Source organism: Litoribacterium kuwaitense, assembly GCF_011058155.1.
In the GTDB taxonomy this organism is placed as follows: Bacteria; Bacillota; Bacilli; order Bacillales; family DSM-28697; genus Litoribacterium; species Litoribacterium kuwaitense.
On sequence record NZ_JAALFC010000038.1, the window covers coordinates 1 to 14971 of the forward strand.

Sequence of the window (14971 nt, forward strand, 5' to 3'; positions counted from 1 at the left end):
GCACAAATTCCCGTTCGAGCAACGGCAAGACGACGTGACCACCACCGAACACGAACGACCCCGCCCGATAAAACATATCGCTTAGCGCGAGCCATGATGCGTCCATGACATTGCGAAGTAACGGAAACGCGATGAGAAAACCGACAAACAAAGTCAGACAAATGGCCCCTGCTCGTTTTGTCAGCAACGGACGGCTTGCCTGATCGTCCGATGCTTCAGACGCTGTTTTACGAAACATGACAATCCCTGCAATCGCCGCAAGCAAGATGACAATCACTTGTGACCACGCCGTTTGCCATAGCAAGATAATCGCTAGTGACAGCACTGCAATCGTTTGTCTTGGGACATCAGGCGTCAATTTTTTCGCCATTCCAAACACAGCATGCGCAACGACCGCGACCGCCACAAGCTTTAACCCATGAATCCAGCCGGCGTCACCGAGGTTCCATTCCGTATACATATAAGCAAATCCGATGAGTAAAAAAACAGACGGTAGCGTAAAGCCGGCGAAGGAAGCGAGTCCCCCAATAATCCCGCCACGGGTCAGCCCGACCGCCATCCCAACCTGACTGCTTGCAGGTCCAGGGAGAAACTGACACAAGGCGACGACATCGGCATATGTTTTTTCATCCAGCCACTTTTTCCGGCGAACATATTCTTCATGGAAGAAACCTAGATGAGCAGCTGGACCGCCAAACGACGTGACCCCTAATCTGAGTGATACGAGAAATAATGACAGCCACACACGCCACCTACTCACAGCTGTTGTCGACATTTTTTGAATCATCCCCTCTCTCAAGTTCGTTATTTAATCTCTTTAAAAAGCTCATATGCCTTCTTCCGAGCTTCTTCAAGTACGATCGCCCCTGCTTCAGTCGCTGTATAATATTTACGAACCTTTCCGGCGACTGTTTGGTTTTCTCGATGCAGCAAGCCATCTGCTTCCATGCCGTGCAAAATCGGATAAAGTGTTCCAGCACTGATCGTATATCCGTGTTCGCGAAGCTCTTCAAGCATCCAGGCTCCATAAATCGGATGCTCTTGTGCATGATGAAGAATATGAATATGAATAAAGCCAAGGAAGAGCTTGCGTAAGATGCGATCCTCCATAAAACCCCTCCTATCGGATTTCGATATCGGAATTCTATATCAATAAAAGTATCCTGTCAACGATATGTTCACACATTTACAAATATTTAATAGTGAACACATCCGCTACCATTATTCAACGTTGACAGCTTGTGAATGATCGCTTTACTGCAGCTAGCTGTTGCATGATCATTTTTTGGAAAGTGTAGCTAATGCCTGTTCCGCATTGATTAAACCATGCCCCTCCGTCGAGGAAGGCAATTCCATCGTTTCACAAGACTGACAGAGGAGCGTTTTCAGCTCATCTGGGGTTAACGCAGGCGCCTTTTCTAACAGCTGTGCAGCAATACCAGCAACGATCGGTGTTGCCATAGACGTGCCTGTCGCATTAAAATACGCACCATCGCGCCGATCCCGCTGCCCGAATTTATCTTGAAAGGAACGCGGGGCTCGCAGAGATATAATATTCACACCTGGAGCGATCACATCCGGCTTCAGCGCACCATGAATAGTCGGCCCACGGCTAGAAAACGCCGCTACCCCCTCCTTTAATCTTCCTTCACCTGCACCAACCGTTACAACAGTAGAGCTGATGCCTGGTGTCGCCACTGTTCCCAGCCCTGGACCTTCATTACCAGCCGCCGTCACGACAAAAATACCCGCAGCCCACGCCCGTTCTACCGCCTGCACAACTGGATCTTCGTCAGGCGGCTCTAGCGCCTGAGAGCCGATCGACATAGACAAAATACGAATGCGATATATGTCTTTATGTTCAATACACCAATCAATACCGGAAATAACATCCGATAAAGCACCATGCCCGTATCGATTCAGCACTTTCACGACGACTAAATTCGCGTTCGGTGCAATGCCTTGATAGCGTCCCGCCGAACAGCGTCCATCCGCAGCAATACAGCCTGCACAATGTGTCCCATGCCCATTATCATCATAGGGCACCGTGCGATGGCGGACGTAATCTTTAAAGGCCAGGACACATTCACCTGGCTCGCCTAAATCTGGATGCGGAAAAACCCTGTATCAACGATAGCGACCGTCACACCCTTCCCACTCAACCCAGATTCACGCAAACGATGGGCGTGGACGTGATGTGCGGCACGGTCCATTAAGACGGACATCGATCGGTCTAAATAGATCTTATTAATTAACTTACATTGATGGCAAAGCTGTTCCACTTCGTCCATCGACAGCCTTAATGCACATCCATTCATTTGCGGTAACAGCCTCCGCTGACGCTTGATATACTTTTCCCCTAGCTTTTGCTTGAGCGTATTTAGACCAGATTCATAGCCTTCTTCGGTAAATTGCACGATGACATCAACCCGCTTGCTTTTTTTGAGCCAATGATCCATCAAGCGATGAAAAATGCACGGAACTAAACGCATTGGATGGTAAAGTCTAACCATCTGCCGTTTCAGACGCCTGTCCAACAAATGGCCATACGTACGAACAGATTGGATCATTGAATAAGATGAATACACGATCATTTGCCTCCTCCAGTCATTTATCAGCACTTTATGCCGGAGGGGATTCATTCGAAGCGGTGTTTGTCCAGCCATTTACTGTAATATAGAAAAAGATTGCTCAAATGCTCGAGAAACCGAGATAATGCCGTTGACAACCATCAACGTTTAAACGTACCATTGATTCATATCCAATAATTTTTCCAAAATTCTCTGATCAACAAAGATATCTTTAACAGATAGACAAAGTGATTTTGTCTACACTACATCACATGGAAGCTTTCGCGATCAATTTTTTCTACAGCCTGGGTTGAAAACGCTTGGCAGACTAGGCGCGACAGCGAGCGAAGACGCCGATTTGAACACCTTGTTCATGAGCCGACGAGCGAGCCAGGAAACGACGGATGCGAGCGTTTGTCAACAGCTCATCCTCAGCCTGGCTTGAAAACGCTTGGCAGACTAGGCGCGACAGCGAGCGAAGACACGATTTGAACACCTTGTTCATGAGCGGACGAGCGAGCCAAGCAACGACGGATGCGAGCGTTTGTCAACAGCTCATCCTCAGCCTGGTTTGAAAACGCTTGGCAGACTAGGCGCGACGGTGAGCGAAGACGCGATTTAAACACCTTGTTCATGAGCGGACGAGCGAGCCAAGCAACGACGGATGCGAGCGTTTGTCAACAGCTCATCCTCAGCCTGGCTTGAAAACGCTTGGCAGACTAGGCGCGACGGTGAGCGAAGACGCGATTTGAACACCTTGTTCATGAGCGGACGAGCGAGCCAAGCAACGACGGATGCGAGCGTTTGTCAACAGCTCATCCTCAGCCTGGCTTGAAAACGCTTGGCAGGCTAGGCGCGACGGTGAGCGAAGACGCGATTTGAACACCTTGTTCATGAGCGGACGAGCGAGCCAAGCAACGACGGATGCGAGCGTTTGTCAACAGGCTGATCTTAAAAATAGGTCACAACACCAAAGACTGAGAGGGGACCACAACAATGGAAACACCTATCCTTGTAAAAGAATGGCGCGGTCAAACACTTGAAAACATTCATCACGGACTCATTTGCGGCATCGATCGTAATGGATCTGTTATTTTTCAGCAAGGCGACATCGACACACCGATCTTTTACCGCTCCGCATTAAAGCCGATTCAAGCCATTCCTGTGTTTGAGTCCAATGTATTTGAAGAGTACAACATCAGCGACAAAGAAGCTGCCTTGTGCACCGCTTCACAGCGCGGAGAATCCTATCATCAAGAAGCTTTGCAATCGCTGTTAAAGAAGTGGGGGCTTGATGAGGAAACACTCGTATGTAATGCATCACACCCTTTAAATGACGCACCGAAAGCTGAAAGCATTGCGAAGCATGAGCCGAAGCGAAAGCTGTATCACAACTGTGCAGGAAAGCACCTTGGATTACTCGCTGCTTCTCGAGCAAACGGTTGGTCAATGGAAGGATATGATCAGCTTGATCACCCTGTTCAACAGCGTATTCTTGAAGCGCTCGCTGAATTGACAGAGATGAAAACAGAAGATATTGAAACCGGTGTTGACGGCTGTGGCGTCCCTGTGTTTGCTGTACCTTTAAAACAAATGGCTTTGTCATATTTGAAATTTGCCGTGCCTGAACTCATTGAGGACGAGCATCTACGCCAAACCGTCACGTCCATTGGCAACGTCATGAATGCACATCCTGAAATCGTTGCCTCACACGATTTTATTTGTACAGCGCTTTTAGAAGACGACAATATCGTCGCTAAAGGAGGCGCACAAGGCGTATACTGTTTTTCATTGCGCAAAGAACAACAAGCATTTGCCTTAAAAGTGTTAAGTGGTCATGAGCACGTATGGCCGCAAATTGTTGCTGCTCTTTTAGAGCACATCAACTATGACAATCCAGCAACCATTGAACGCCTGAAAGCGCTCGGCTCGCTCGAAATCACAAACGATGCTGGCGTACCTGCAGGCCATCGAACAGTACATATTGAAAACGGAGGTGCATAAGCGTGGCAACACCCCTTTTGGAAGTCATTGCCCTGCTGCCTGAGGATGCAAAGCAGGCAGAAGCCGCCGGTGCTGATCGGCTTGAGCTCGTCACCGCTATGGGAGAAGGCGGGCTTACCCCGGCACGTGGTGTCATTGAGGCAGTCACCCGCTCGGTAAGCATCCCTGTCAATGTTATGGTTCGCCCCCACAGCCGTTCCTTTCAGTACAGTGAGGAAGAGAAGGCGATCATTTTAGCGGATATTGAACACGCACGTGCTGCCGGTGCCGCAGGAATTGTTTTCGGTGCCCTCGACAGCGAAGGGAATGTGGACGTGCCATTTGCTGAAGATGTTATTCAAGCGGCAAACGGACTAAAAGTGACGTTTCATCGTGCCATCGACGCGGCGCGCGACCCAGTTATTTCCTTTCAAACACTATGCAAGCTAGGAGGCATCGACTCCGTTCTTACTTCAGGAGGCGCAAAAAGCGCTCTGCTCGGAAAAGAAAATCTTCAGGCTATGGTGGCAAGCGCTGCCAATAGTCAAGATGCTCCAGTCGTCATGCCTGGTGCAGGAATTGATAAGAACAACCTCAGCGAGCTCCATCAAGCGCTTCGAACCAGTGAATATCATATTGGCTCAGCAGCACGAAAAAACAGCTCTTTTACTGAAGCAATCGATGACGAAACGGTTCAAAAGATCAAAGCTATTTTAAAGGGGTGAAAAACATTGAATCGAACGGTGGTCGACAGACGTTCGTCCGTTCTCGGTGAGATTCAATTACAACAAAGAGGCATTCATTATGAAATTATCTACAATGGCACTTTTTTGATGGCTACCTATAATGGGACATCTGAGCGAAAGCTCGTGCACACGGCCTTAAATACACAACATTCACCTAAACGCGTATTGATTGGGGGACTGGGTGTTGGTTTTTCTGTCAACGAAGCTGTGCGATCAAATGATGTCAAGCACGTCGATGTCGTCGAAATTGATCCATGGATCATCGAATGGAATCGTACATATCTTAAAAACGTGAGCAATACGAGCATGGATGATCCTCGGGTTCATGTCATTCAAAGTGATTTTTTAACTTGGCTCTCCAAAGCCATTGAAGAAACGTACGATGTGATTTGCTTAGACATTGACAATGGACCAGATTGGACGGTCAGTACTGATAACAAAGCACTATACACCAACACCCACCTCGCCCAGCTAGCAAAACTGCTTAAGCCGGGCGGGGCTGTTTCAATATGGAGTGCTCAAGAAGCACCCTGGTTTGAACAGGCACTTCTAAAATATTTTAATAAGGTTCAAGTCATCCGCACACCTGTCCCCCGTGGCGACGATGATTATATTTACTTAGCAGTTTTGTAGCATCCTCCTTTAATCGCTTTAGCAACAACGCTTCAGAAAACAAGTGTGAATAAAGTCGGCAAACTGAAGTCAATATTAAGAAATAAAATCATGAAGAGTATGAAGCAGTGAAAACTTGATAATAAATACGTTGATATTGGCAAACATTCACCCAAAACAGAAGAATACTGGTTGAGAATGTCACTTTGTTGCTGAAACAAGAAAGAACCAGTGGAGAATGACACCTTATTGCTAAAACAGAGGGAAACTAGCTGAGAATAACAACTTTATGCTAAACAATAGGGCTGTTCTGTGATATTATGTAGTTAAGATGGATATACTAAAAAGAGCCACAAGTGCTGGAACACTTGTGGCGTAAGCAATACAGGTTCCATAGTGGACCAGCCTAGCAGAAAAAGTAATCCGCATGAGCAGCTAACTCGATGGGCGGATTACTTTTTTCTTTGCGTTAGCAAGAAAATCAGTGTAGCAAATGACATCATTGTTCCGACAACAAGTCCGATCAATGCAATGACTAAAGAAATCATTTGATAGTCTGTCATTTGTTAGCACCCCCCTTCTATAAAGGAGTGCCGATCCACCCATGAGTACCGTATATTGCTCTCACTATTATAACATTTTTTTCATTTTATTGAAAAATAATCTTGAATGATTAGCTAGTTTTAGATGTATATATAATCTCTCAACCAAAGGATATAACAACACTTTTTTTAAGGTCTTCTGAATATCTCTAGCATTTTCCAAACGACTGATAACCTTTACCATTTAATCTAATATTTCTTGACTTTCCAGAATACATTTATTGCTTTTAATGTTAATTTGAAATTAATCTCTTGATTGTGGCGATGCATCCTTACGAATCCTACTTTTATGGCTAATAAGGTATGGATCTATTCTTGGAACGTCTTTTTCCGTAGGAACGGCATGAATCAGATCTGCCAACCATGTAATCCCATTGGACATTCTTAACGCTGATGAGTTATAACTCTTATCGAGATTTTTTCATCTATTTGAATTATTCCTTTAGCTAAGTACGCTGTATTGCCTCCGATTTAGTGCCACCATGCACGATAACCATCAAGCTCCTTTCCACAAAGTCAAAAAAGCGGCGCACCCGCATTTTCAGCCTGACTCACCAACACTTGAACGAGAAAATGGAAGATTAATAAGACGACGGGCGACGAATGCGAACGCTTGGCAACGGGCTGGACATTTTGAACAAACTGTCACATGCTCTACAGAAGATTAAACTGGACGACCGTCTTCATTTTTCCTTAAGATATAGAGTGAAAAGGAGCGAAGATATATGCCCCCGTCCTTATATGAACAGGCAAAGCAATTTATTGAACAATATTATTCAGAGCTCGGTCTTCCAGAAGAAGAAAAACAGCTGCGCCTTAGTGAAGTGCAAGCCGACATTGACGCAACGGGAACGTATGAACCGACGACGTCCGAGCTGACTTATGGAGCTAAAGTGGCTTGGAGAAATAGCAATCGCTGCATTGGACGTTTGTTTTGGGAAAAACTACACGTCAATGACGCCCGACATTTGGACAAAGAGGAAGACATTGCTGAAGCTCTCCTTCACCATATCAACGAGGCAACGAATGGTGGGAAAATCCGTTCCACGATTACGGTTTTCTCTGAAGGCGTCCGCATTTGGAATCATCAGCTCTTGCGCTATGCGGGTTATGTCAATGAAGACGGATCAGTCACAGGTGACCCTCACTCGGTGGAAATGACAGCGCAATGTCTAAACTTAGGCTGGCAAAGTCAGCGAACAGCGTTTGACATTCTTCCCCTCGTCATTCAAGTCAACGACGGTGCGCCGGCGCTCTTTTTGATTCCCGAATCAATTATCCTTCGAGTCCCTCTTCAACATTCTGCTTATCCTGCCTTTGATGATTTAGGAATCGAATGGTATGCCGTGCCGATCATTTCAGATATGGCTTTAGATATCGGTGGGCTTTTATACCGTGCCGCGCCATTTAATGGATGGTACATGGAAACAGAAATAGGGGCGCGTAACTTAGCGGATGAAGACCGGTATAATCTCTTGCCCATGATGGGCGAGATCATGCAGCTGAATATGACTCACGAAAGCTCACTCTGGCGTGACAAAGCGCTCGTTGAATTAAATGTTGCTGTCTTGGAGTCCTTCCGTAAGCATGGTGTCACACTTGTCGATCACCACACCGCCGCAAAGCAATTTAAGCGTTTTGAAATGAATGAGCAAAAAGCGTGCCGTCATATGACCGGTGACTGGACATGGCTTATCCCGCCGGTCTCCCCAGCGACAACGCACATTTTTCACCAGCCTTACGACAATACAATGCATTCCCCAAATTACCTTTATCAGCAAGCTCCCTATAAAGTGGATTAGAAGCAAAGAAAGCGGGCATGGACAGAGGCGTTTCTGTCGTGCCCGTTTGCCTTTTTAGCATGAACTCTGTTCCGCTTCCTTGTTAACTAAACACTGCGCCTGCCGCAACCACTCTTCATCGAAGTGTTCATCAAGAAGCGGCGTCATCGCCATGTACATATCCTTGCCCCAAACCCATGCTGCCCGATAAGCAGCTTTGATTTCATCGGGATACAGCCGTGCCGTAACAGCTCTAAGCCGTGTGTATACGGTTGGTGACAAACTGACTTCTGCATGCCGACATACATTCTGTCCGGCTTGAGGCGCTTGATGATTTTGAATCAACGCCAGCTGCAGCAAAACCTCCCGGATGTCATTGAGCAAGCGTAAGCTATACGCGTACTCGCCACGCTTATGATTTCTCACCCCTTGAATCCACATGTCTAGCCAAGCACAAAACCATTGCTCTAACTGATCCTTATGAGACGATCGATGCGACTGATCCACCTGCTCACTCGGATCATACTGAAAAGCCATCTGAAACGATCGTCTGTAGCCCAAGCAATCTGACCGAAAGCGATCCTCTTCTACATAAAATTGAAACTCGACACGCGTCGTTAAATCAACAAGAACGACAATCGAATCCCCGTTTTTATATCTTGGTGATCCCTTTAAAAATTGATCTGTCCACTGCGTTTGTGAAAAAGAGGCTTTGCCATCTACATACACAAGCACATAGAAAAGACGATCTTTCCACAACGTTTCGTCTTGTTTAGCGTCTGTCTCGAACATACAAACAGCTCGCACAGCATCCTCATCTTCGGCCATACGCTGAATGATATGAAAGCGGTGCGTTTCGTTCATGATGCTCCTCCCCAAAATGACGTCTTTGCTTAAAGGCATTCCCTAAATTGTATCGATGCAATCAAAGATTTCCTGAGAGGAGCAGATCGAAAAACACTTTTCTTTAAACGCCGCGCTTGTTTCCCCATACGAGAACATGGAGCTGGGGTAAAACGCGGACATCATTCATCTGTGGAGAAGCGACGACCCGATCGACAAGTCGTTCATAATCAACAAGCAAACGACTGACAAGCTGGTCGGTTGCACCAGTATTCGCATCAGGATTACCTACTTGCAGAAAACAAGGAACGTCGGGATAACGGGCATGAACCTGACAAGCATAAGCAAAATCGTCATCGTCAAAAACGACGACCTTTAAGCTCGTGTGCCGTTCAATCCGGTCATGTGCGGTAAGATGACCGATGATCTCATCGAGAATCGCAAAATCCGTTTCCATTCCTGAGCTTGGCGGCTTTGGAGAGATCGTTAAGTCGTCTATCTCAAGAAACCAATCTTGCCACACGCTGCCCTGCGTCTCTAACCCAACCGCGCAATGATTCTCATGCAGCAACGTAACGAGTCGACCGAGGTGACGAATGAGCGCTGGGTTGCCACCCGAAATCGTCACGTGATTATAGCGATCCGCACCTATCTCACCGAGGCGATGCAAAATTCCCTCCGGTGTCATTGACACAATATCCTGCTTCGCACTCCCATCCCACGTATAGGCAGAATCGCACCACGAGCAACGATAGTCACAGCCGGCCGTGCGGACGAACATCGTTTTTTGCCCAGCAACCATCCCTTCTCCTTGAACTGTCGGTCCAAAGATTTCAAGTACAGGAATCATGCCTCCATCCACTCCCTCCGCATTTCCGCATAGCTCTTCGGCGTTTCAAAAAGCCGGACAAACTCTACACGTGTACCACGCGCTTCGGGAACTTGCGAACGAAGCGCTTTTTCCATCTGTTCATATAGCCAAACGACCATATTTTCAGCCGTCGTATTCATCGCTGGCAGCGTCTCATTTAAATAACGGTGATCAAGATGAATTTCAATTGATTCCTTCCAAATGCGTTTAATCTCACTAAAATCGAGCATTAAACCGCGATCGTCAACGTATCCACTGATCCCGAACACGACACGATACGTATGACCGTGGAGATTTTTACATTTCCCTTCGTACTGATGCAAGTGATGCGCCGCATCAAACGTAAACTCCTTTGAAATGAGCACACGGCGGTGGTGGTATTTCAGCTCCTCATGGGAAATATCCTCACCAAACTTTTGCAATCGATCAACAATCCGAAAACCATACATGTCCATTAGCTCAACCCCTCTTGCTGTCTTTTCTCCTCCTGATAGCGCTGTAAACCTTGATTACGCAACTCGCAAGCTGGACATTCTCCACACCCTTGTCCCATCACACCTTCATAACAAGTCAGCGTTCGATCGCGAACATACGAAAATGAATGAAGCTCATCGGCCATTTTCCACGTTTCCGCCTTATCAAGCCACATTAAAGGGGTGTGAATGACGAAGGAGTCATCCATCGATAGGTTTAAGGTGACATTCAGCGACTTAATAAAGGCATCGCGACAATCAGGGTACCCGCTGAAATCTGTCTCGCAAACACCGGTGACAATATGTTTTGCACCCACCTGACTAGCTAAAATTCCTGCCATTGAGAGAAAAACGAGGTTTCGTCCTGGAACAAACGTCGATGGCAGCTCACCTTCCTCTTGTTCAATCGCCATCGACTTGTTCGTTAGCGCATTCGGAGCCAATTGGCTGAATAAAGACAAATCGAGCACATGATGCTCCACATTTTGCTCTTGTGCAATTGTTCGTGCAACGTCAATTTCCTGCGCATGGCGCTGCCCATAAGCGAAAGTTACCGTCACCACTTCAGCAAATGTCTTTTTTGCCCAAAATAAACACGTTGTACTATCCTGTCCTCCACTAAAAACGACGACAGCCTTCTCCTGCTGTAAGCCCATAAAAAAATTCTCCTTTCCTATGAAAGAGAGAATTCAAAGCGTCACCTAAAAAAACAAAACGGTTTCCACATAAGGATTCCGTTTTCCTTAGTTTTTTATAGAGGGTGCGCTAGAACCTCTCCCAACATGCACGGATTTTCTATTCATTTACAAATATCGTACCATAGGTCTTTCCCACAGAAAAGGGAAATCGCGATGAACACTGCACATAAGCTCATCCTCATGCATACGTTAGAGCAAATTGTCTATGACGTTAGAGGAGGTTACGATGCTTTGAAAACGATCCTAATCGCAAGCCCTATTCACCAAAAGCCAGATGTCTTACAACTATTTTTACAATCCTTAGGACGCCTGATCGACACTACACCGCAAACCTTGTCCTTTTATTTTATAGATGATAATACAGACGCACAAAGTTCAAAGTTATTAAAAGCTTTTCAAGAAAGGTGGCCCCGTGTAACCGTTGAATCATCTGGAAAAAAAGATGATTATGGACGTGATGAATTTACGCATTACTGGAATAATCATTTAATATGGAAAGTCGCTTATTTTAAAAACAAGATGATTCAAAAAGCGCGTGACGACGGATTTGATGGATTGTTCCTTATCGATTCCGATCTGTTACTTGCACCAACAACCATCTCTCACCTTGCCTCTCAACAAGTCGATATCGTCTCTGAAGTCTTTTGGACCCAATGGCAGCGAGACGCAATGGCTCAACCGCAAGTCTGGCTCCGAGATGAATACGTGCAATGGCATGCCAAACGCGATGAAGTGCTTTCTGAAGCAGAAAAACATGAGCGCATGGTAGCGTTTTATGACAAATTAAGAAAACCGGGGTTGTACGAGGTCGGTGGTCTTGGGGCCTGCACGTTATTATCACGAAAGGTCATCGAAGGCGGTGTTCATTTTGGTGAAATTCCAAACCTTGGATTCTGGGGGGAAGATCGCCATTTTTGTATACGTGCTGCTGCACTAGGCTTTACATTGTATGCCGATACCCATTTCCCTCCTTTTCATATCTATCGAGAATCAGAAATTGAAAAGGGCAAGACATTTCTGCTGGAGAACAGCCCTAAAACAGATACCATTGACGTCAACGAGCCTCCAAAACTGACATTGTCCATGATCGTTCATAATGAGGAACATCGCTTCTTAGAAGACGTGCTTCGGTCACATGCAACGTATATCGATGAAGCGGTGATTATTGACGATGGCAGCACAGATAGAACGAGTGCCTTGTGCAAAGAGATTTTAGCTGACATTCCGCTACAGCTCATTCATAATGAGCACTCCCGCTTCGCCAATGAAATTGATCTTCGCAAACAACAATGGGCAGAAACGCTGCGGACCAATCCCGACTGGATATTAAATATGGATGCAGATGAAATGTTTGAAAAAGGCTTCGCGAATGACGTTCATCAACTGATACAAGAGAAAGATAGTGACCTCATTTCCTTCCGCCTATATGACATGTGGGACCCTCTCCATTATCGTGATGATGAGCATTGGCGAGCGCATCACATGTTTCGCCCATTCCTGCTCCGTCCCAACCGTGAATATCTCTACACTTGGAACGAGACACCTCAACACTGTGGACGTTTCCCTGAAAACATTTGGTCCCATCCAAATCGTTTGTCAAACTGGCGGGTGAAGCACCTTGGCTGGTCTAGGGAAGAGGATAGACGCCAAAAGTATGTCCGCTACCAAACACTAGATCCAAACGGGGTATATGGACAAATTGCTCAATATGAGTCCATTCTTGATCCGAACCCGACTCTGATTCCTTTTTATAACGTCCCATAAAAAACGCCCGGTAAAACGAAAAATTTACACGGGCATGTTAACTTATAAATTTACGATTTTATTCTACAGTATCGGCAAGCTGATTCTCTTATAGACTAAAGTTTGATCCGCATCTTCATTCACCTTTGCACCTAGACGAAACCAGAAAAGCTTTATTCCTCCTGGGCAAAGCGTAGACTTTAAACAAATTTCACACAAACTGGTGACGATACGTTTTGTTCTCCAGCGAGCGCGGTTAACCTTCCCGACTGCCGATCACGCTGATAGACAAGTACGTTATCGGTTTCTTGATTGGAAACGATGACATAACCTTCTGTTGGATCAAGCGCAAAATCACGTGGCCAATGACCTTCCGTTGACACCCGTTCAACGAGCGTTAATTCACTAGAGCCGCTGTCCACAGAAAACACTGCAATGCTGTCATGCCCACGATTCGCCGCATATACGAAGCGACCATCCGCAGACACATGGATTGCGCTGCCTTGGCTATTTTCGTAAAAGTCACGTGGCAATGTAGGAATGACCTGCTTTTCGGTGAAACGACCATCCGATTTGTTGTAGCTTAGCACAACAACCTCATTGCTTAACTCAGTTAAGACGTAGGCATCATGACCATTCGGGTGAAAAATAATATGCCGCGGTCCGGCGCCAGCAGAGAATCGAAAACGGGCAACAGGCTCAAGCTGATCGTTCGCCACAGCGTACGTCACGAGCTCGTCTGTACCAAGATCGACTGCAACAACGTATTTTTGATCCGGGGTAAAACCAGCATAATGCGCATGGGCTTTCTCTTGTCGCGCTTCATTAGGACCGCACCCCTCGTGTTGAACAGTACTCGCCACTGGCAAAAGAGAGCCGTCTTCATTGACAGGATACAGCGCAATGATCCCCGTATGATAGTTCGCTGTCACGACCTGAGTACGTGCATCATTCACACTTACGTGACAAGGAGACCCTGCACCATCAATCTGCTTATTTAACAATGCCAGCTCACCCATTGACTCAACACGATAAGCGGCGACACCGCCGCTCTCTCCTTCTTTAGCGACAGCATACAGGACACGTCCATCCTTACTTGGATTAACATATGTAGGATTTTGCAATTCAGCAACGAGTGCCGGGGTACTAAGTTTACCTGTAGCTGCGTTAAATGAAAGCTTGTAAACCCCCTGACTTTCATTTTTCGTATACGTGCCGATATAAGCAGTGTACGTTGCCATTTCCATCATCTCCTTTACGTTATTTATTTAAGTGTATCATAAGTCTAATTTATAACCTTTAGTAAACCTTTAAGGGAATTTCGTTGACAGGTTTTTCCCTCCCTTCTATGATTTGTGTAACAAAAACCTTTATTTTGCACTATTGGTAAAGGAGCGTATTCCTTTTGAAGGACATTAAAAGAGTAACGATTGAAACTGCCAGCCGCTTGTTTCACGCCCAAGGCTATCATGCCACAGGCTTGAGGCAAATCATTAAAGAAAGTGGTTGCCCACAAGGATCTATTTATCATTATTTTCCAAATGGAAAAGAACAAATTGCTGCTGAAGGCGTGTATCATCGCATCGATGAAGTTCTCTATTTCTTAAATAATTCTTTTCAAAGTGATGATATCCTCTCAGATTTAACCAAATTATTTGAACATATTACAGAATACCATCATCAATATGTCGACAGTGGTTCTACCATGACCTCCATCGGCTTGATGACCCTTGAAACTATTGGATCGAGCGAGTTAATACAAGAAGCTTGTAAAAAGTATTATGAAAGCGTAGACCTTTTTTTTGAAACACTCCTCATTCGACATGACTATGATGCAGCAGAGGCAACCCGATTAGCGACGAGTATTGTCGCACTCATTCAAGGTGCATTTTTATTAACCCATACGTCCCAAAGTACTCAACCCTTGATCGATATTCAAGCGTCCATCTTCAATCTTTTTGAAGACAACGATGCTGCTACAAAAAGTTAACTTAAGTCACATCCTAGTCCTAATTCCGCATCTTACAAAGTAGTGCCCAATTGCTACCC

15 protein-coding genes and 1 riboswitch are annotated in these 14971 nt (G+C 45.9%); of the genes, 6 read left to right on the plus strand and 9 right to left on the minus strand.

The features are described from left to right. From chrA to G4V62_RS15450, 4 genes are all read right to left on the minus strand, one after another. On the minus strand, positions 1-775 hold a 775-nt coding region (chrA, locus tag G4V62_RS15435), incomplete at its 3' end, for a chromate efflux transporter (RefSeq protein ID WP_165203748.1). Positions 776-804: 29 nt separating this feature from the next. Continuing rightward, a complete protein-coding gene (locus G4V62_RS15440; RefSeq protein ID WP_165203750.1) occupies positions 805-1110 on the minus strand; it encodes a PadR family transcriptional regulator in 306 nt (101 codons plus the stop codon). A 168-nt stretch (positions 1111-1278) separates the two neighbouring features. Then, positions 1279-2046 (minus strand): S8 family peptidase, encoded by a 768-nt coding sequence (locus G4V62_RS15445; RefSeq protein ID WP_165203752.1) that lies wholly within the window; start codon positions 2044-2046, stop codon positions 1279-1281. Between the two features lie 53 nt (positions 2047-2099). After that, positions 2100-2588: a hypothetical protein gene (locus tag G4V62_RS15450; RefSeq protein WP_165203754.1), complete on the minus strand. Its 489-nt coding sequence runs from the start codon at positions 2586-2588 to the stop codon at positions 2100-2102. A 978-nt stretch (positions 2589-3566) separates the two neighbouring features. Between G4V62_RS15450 and G4V62_RS15455 the strand changes: the two genes are divergently transcribed. The 4 genes from G4V62_RS15455 (at position 3567) to G4V62_RS15470 (ending at position 8315) form a co-directional block, all read left to right on the plus strand. Further along, the gene (locus G4V62_RS15455) at positions 3567-4574 is read left to right on the plus strand and encodes an asparaginase (protein ID WP_165203756.1); all 1008 of its coding nucleotides are present in this window, start codon (positions 3567-3569) and stop codon (positions 4572-4574) included. 2 nt (positions 4575-4576) lie between these two features. Next, positions 4577-5278: a copper homeostasis protein CutC gene (locus tag G4V62_RS15460; protein WP_165203758.1), complete on the plus strand. Its 702-nt coding sequence runs from the start codon at positions 4577-4579 to the stop codon at positions 5276-5278. Between the two features lie 6 nt (positions 5279-5284). After that, positions 5285-5932 carry a spermine/spermidine synthase domain-containing protein gene (locus G4V62_RS15465; protein WP_246218469.1) on the plus strand — a complete coding sequence of 216 codons (648 nt, stop codon included), beginning with the start codon at positions 5285-5287 and terminating at the stop codon, positions 5930-5932. Positions 5933-7238: 1306 nt separating this feature from the next. Then, positions 7239-8315, plus strand: coding sequence for a nitric oxide synthase oxygenase (locus G4V62_RS15470; RefSeq protein WP_165203760.1), 1077 nt, complete (start codon positions 7239-7241; stop codon positions 8313-8315). A 54-nt stretch (positions 8316-8369) separates the two neighbouring features. On the opposite strand, the gene G4V62_RS15475 is transcribed toward G4V62_RS15470, so the two are convergent. From G4V62_RS15475 to queC, 4 genes are all read right to left on the minus strand, one after another. Then, positions 8370-9158, minus strand: coding sequence for a hypothetical protein (locus G4V62_RS15475; protein ID WP_165203762.1), 789 nt, complete (start codon positions 9156-9158; stop codon positions 8370-8372). Positions 9159-9261: 103 nt separating this feature from the next. Next, positions 9262-9987 (minus strand): 7-carboxy-7-deazaguanine synthase QueE, encoded by a 726-nt coding sequence (gene queE / locus G4V62_RS15480; RefSeq protein WP_165203764.1) that lies wholly within the window; start codon positions 9985-9987, stop codon positions 9262-9264. After that, positions 9984-10457, minus strand: a complete 474-nt coding sequence (gene queD, locus G4V62_RS15485) for a 6-carboxytetrahydropterin synthase QueD (protein ID WP_165203792.1) — start codon at positions 10455-10457, stop codon at positions 9984-9986. The genes queE and queD overlap by 4 nt, the downstream gene beginning before the upstream one ends. A gap of 5 nt (positions 10458-10462) precedes the next feature. Further along, entirely contained in the window at positions 10463-11137 is a 675-nt protein-coding gene (gene queC / locus G4V62_RS15490) for a 7-cyano-7-deazaguanine synthase QueC (protein ID WP_165203766.1), read from the minus strand. A gap of 81 nt (positions 11138-11218) precedes the next feature. Then, positions 11219-11262, minus strand: a riboswitch (PreQ1 riboswitch). A 70-nt stretch (positions 11263-11332) separates the two neighbouring features. On the opposite strand from queC, the gene G4V62_RS15495 reads away from it, so the two are divergent. After that, positions 11333-12943: a glycosyltransferase gene (locus tag G4V62_RS15495; protein WP_246218470.1), complete on the plus strand. Its 1611-nt coding sequence runs from the start codon at positions 11333-11335 to the stop codon at positions 12941-12943. A 179-nt stretch (positions 12944-13122) separates the two neighbouring features. Here the strand turns inward: G4V62_RS15495 and G4V62_RS15500 are convergent, their stop codons facing one another. After that, on the minus strand, positions 13123-14172 hold the full coding sequence (locus G4V62_RS15500) for a lactonase family protein (protein ID WP_376768316.1): 1050 nt from the start codon (positions 14170-14172) through the stop codon (positions 13123-13125). Positions 14173-14327: 155 nt separating this feature from the next. On the opposite strand from G4V62_RS15500, the gene G4V62_RS15505 reads away from it, so the two are divergent. Further along, the gene (locus G4V62_RS15505) at positions 14328-14912 is read left to right on the plus strand and encodes a TetR/AcrR family transcriptional regulator (RefSeq protein WP_165203770.1); all 585 of its coding nucleotides are present in this window, start codon (positions 14328-14330) and stop codon (positions 14910-14912) included. The last annotated feature ends 59 nt before the right edge of the window (positions 14913-14971 follow it).

Excerpts from the sequence above, each read along its gene's own strand:
- G4V62_RS15440 (WP_165203750.1), bottom strand. The coding sequence starts at position 1,110 with ATGGAGGATCGCATCTTACGCAAGCTCTTCCTTGGCTTTATTCATATT.
- G4V62_RS15455 (WP_165203756.1), top strand. The coding sequence starts at position 3,567 with ATGGAAACACCTATCCTTGTAAAAGAATGGCGCGGTCAAACACTTGAA.
- G4V62_RS15470 (WP_165203760.1), top strand. The coding sequence starts at position 7,239 with ATGCCCCCGTCCTTATATGAACAGGCAAAGCAATTTATTGAACAATAT.
- G4V62_RS15475 (WP_165203762.1), bottom strand. The coding sequence starts at position 9,158 with ATGAACGAAACGCACCGCTTTCATATCATTCAGCGTATGGCCGAAGAT.
- queE (WP_165203764.1), bottom strand. The coding sequence starts at position 9,987 with ATGATTCCTGTACTTGAAATCTTTGGACCGACAGTTCAAGGAGAAGGG.
- queD (WP_165203792.1), bottom strand. The coding sequence starts at position 10,457 with ATGTATGGTTTTCGGATTGTTGATCGATTGCAAAAGTTTGGTGAGGAT.
- queC (WP_165203766.1), bottom strand. The coding sequence starts at position 11,137 with ATGGGCTTACAGCAGGAGAAGGCTGTCGTCGTTTTTAGTGGAGGACAG.
- G4V62_RS15495 (WP_246218470.1), top strand. The coding sequence starts at position 11,333 with ATGAACACTGCACATAAGCTCATCCTCATGCATACGTTAGAGCAAATT.
- G4V62_RS15500 (WP_376768316.1), bottom strand. The coding sequence starts at position 14,172 with ATGATGGAAATGGCAACGTACACTGCTTATATCGGCACGTATACGAAA.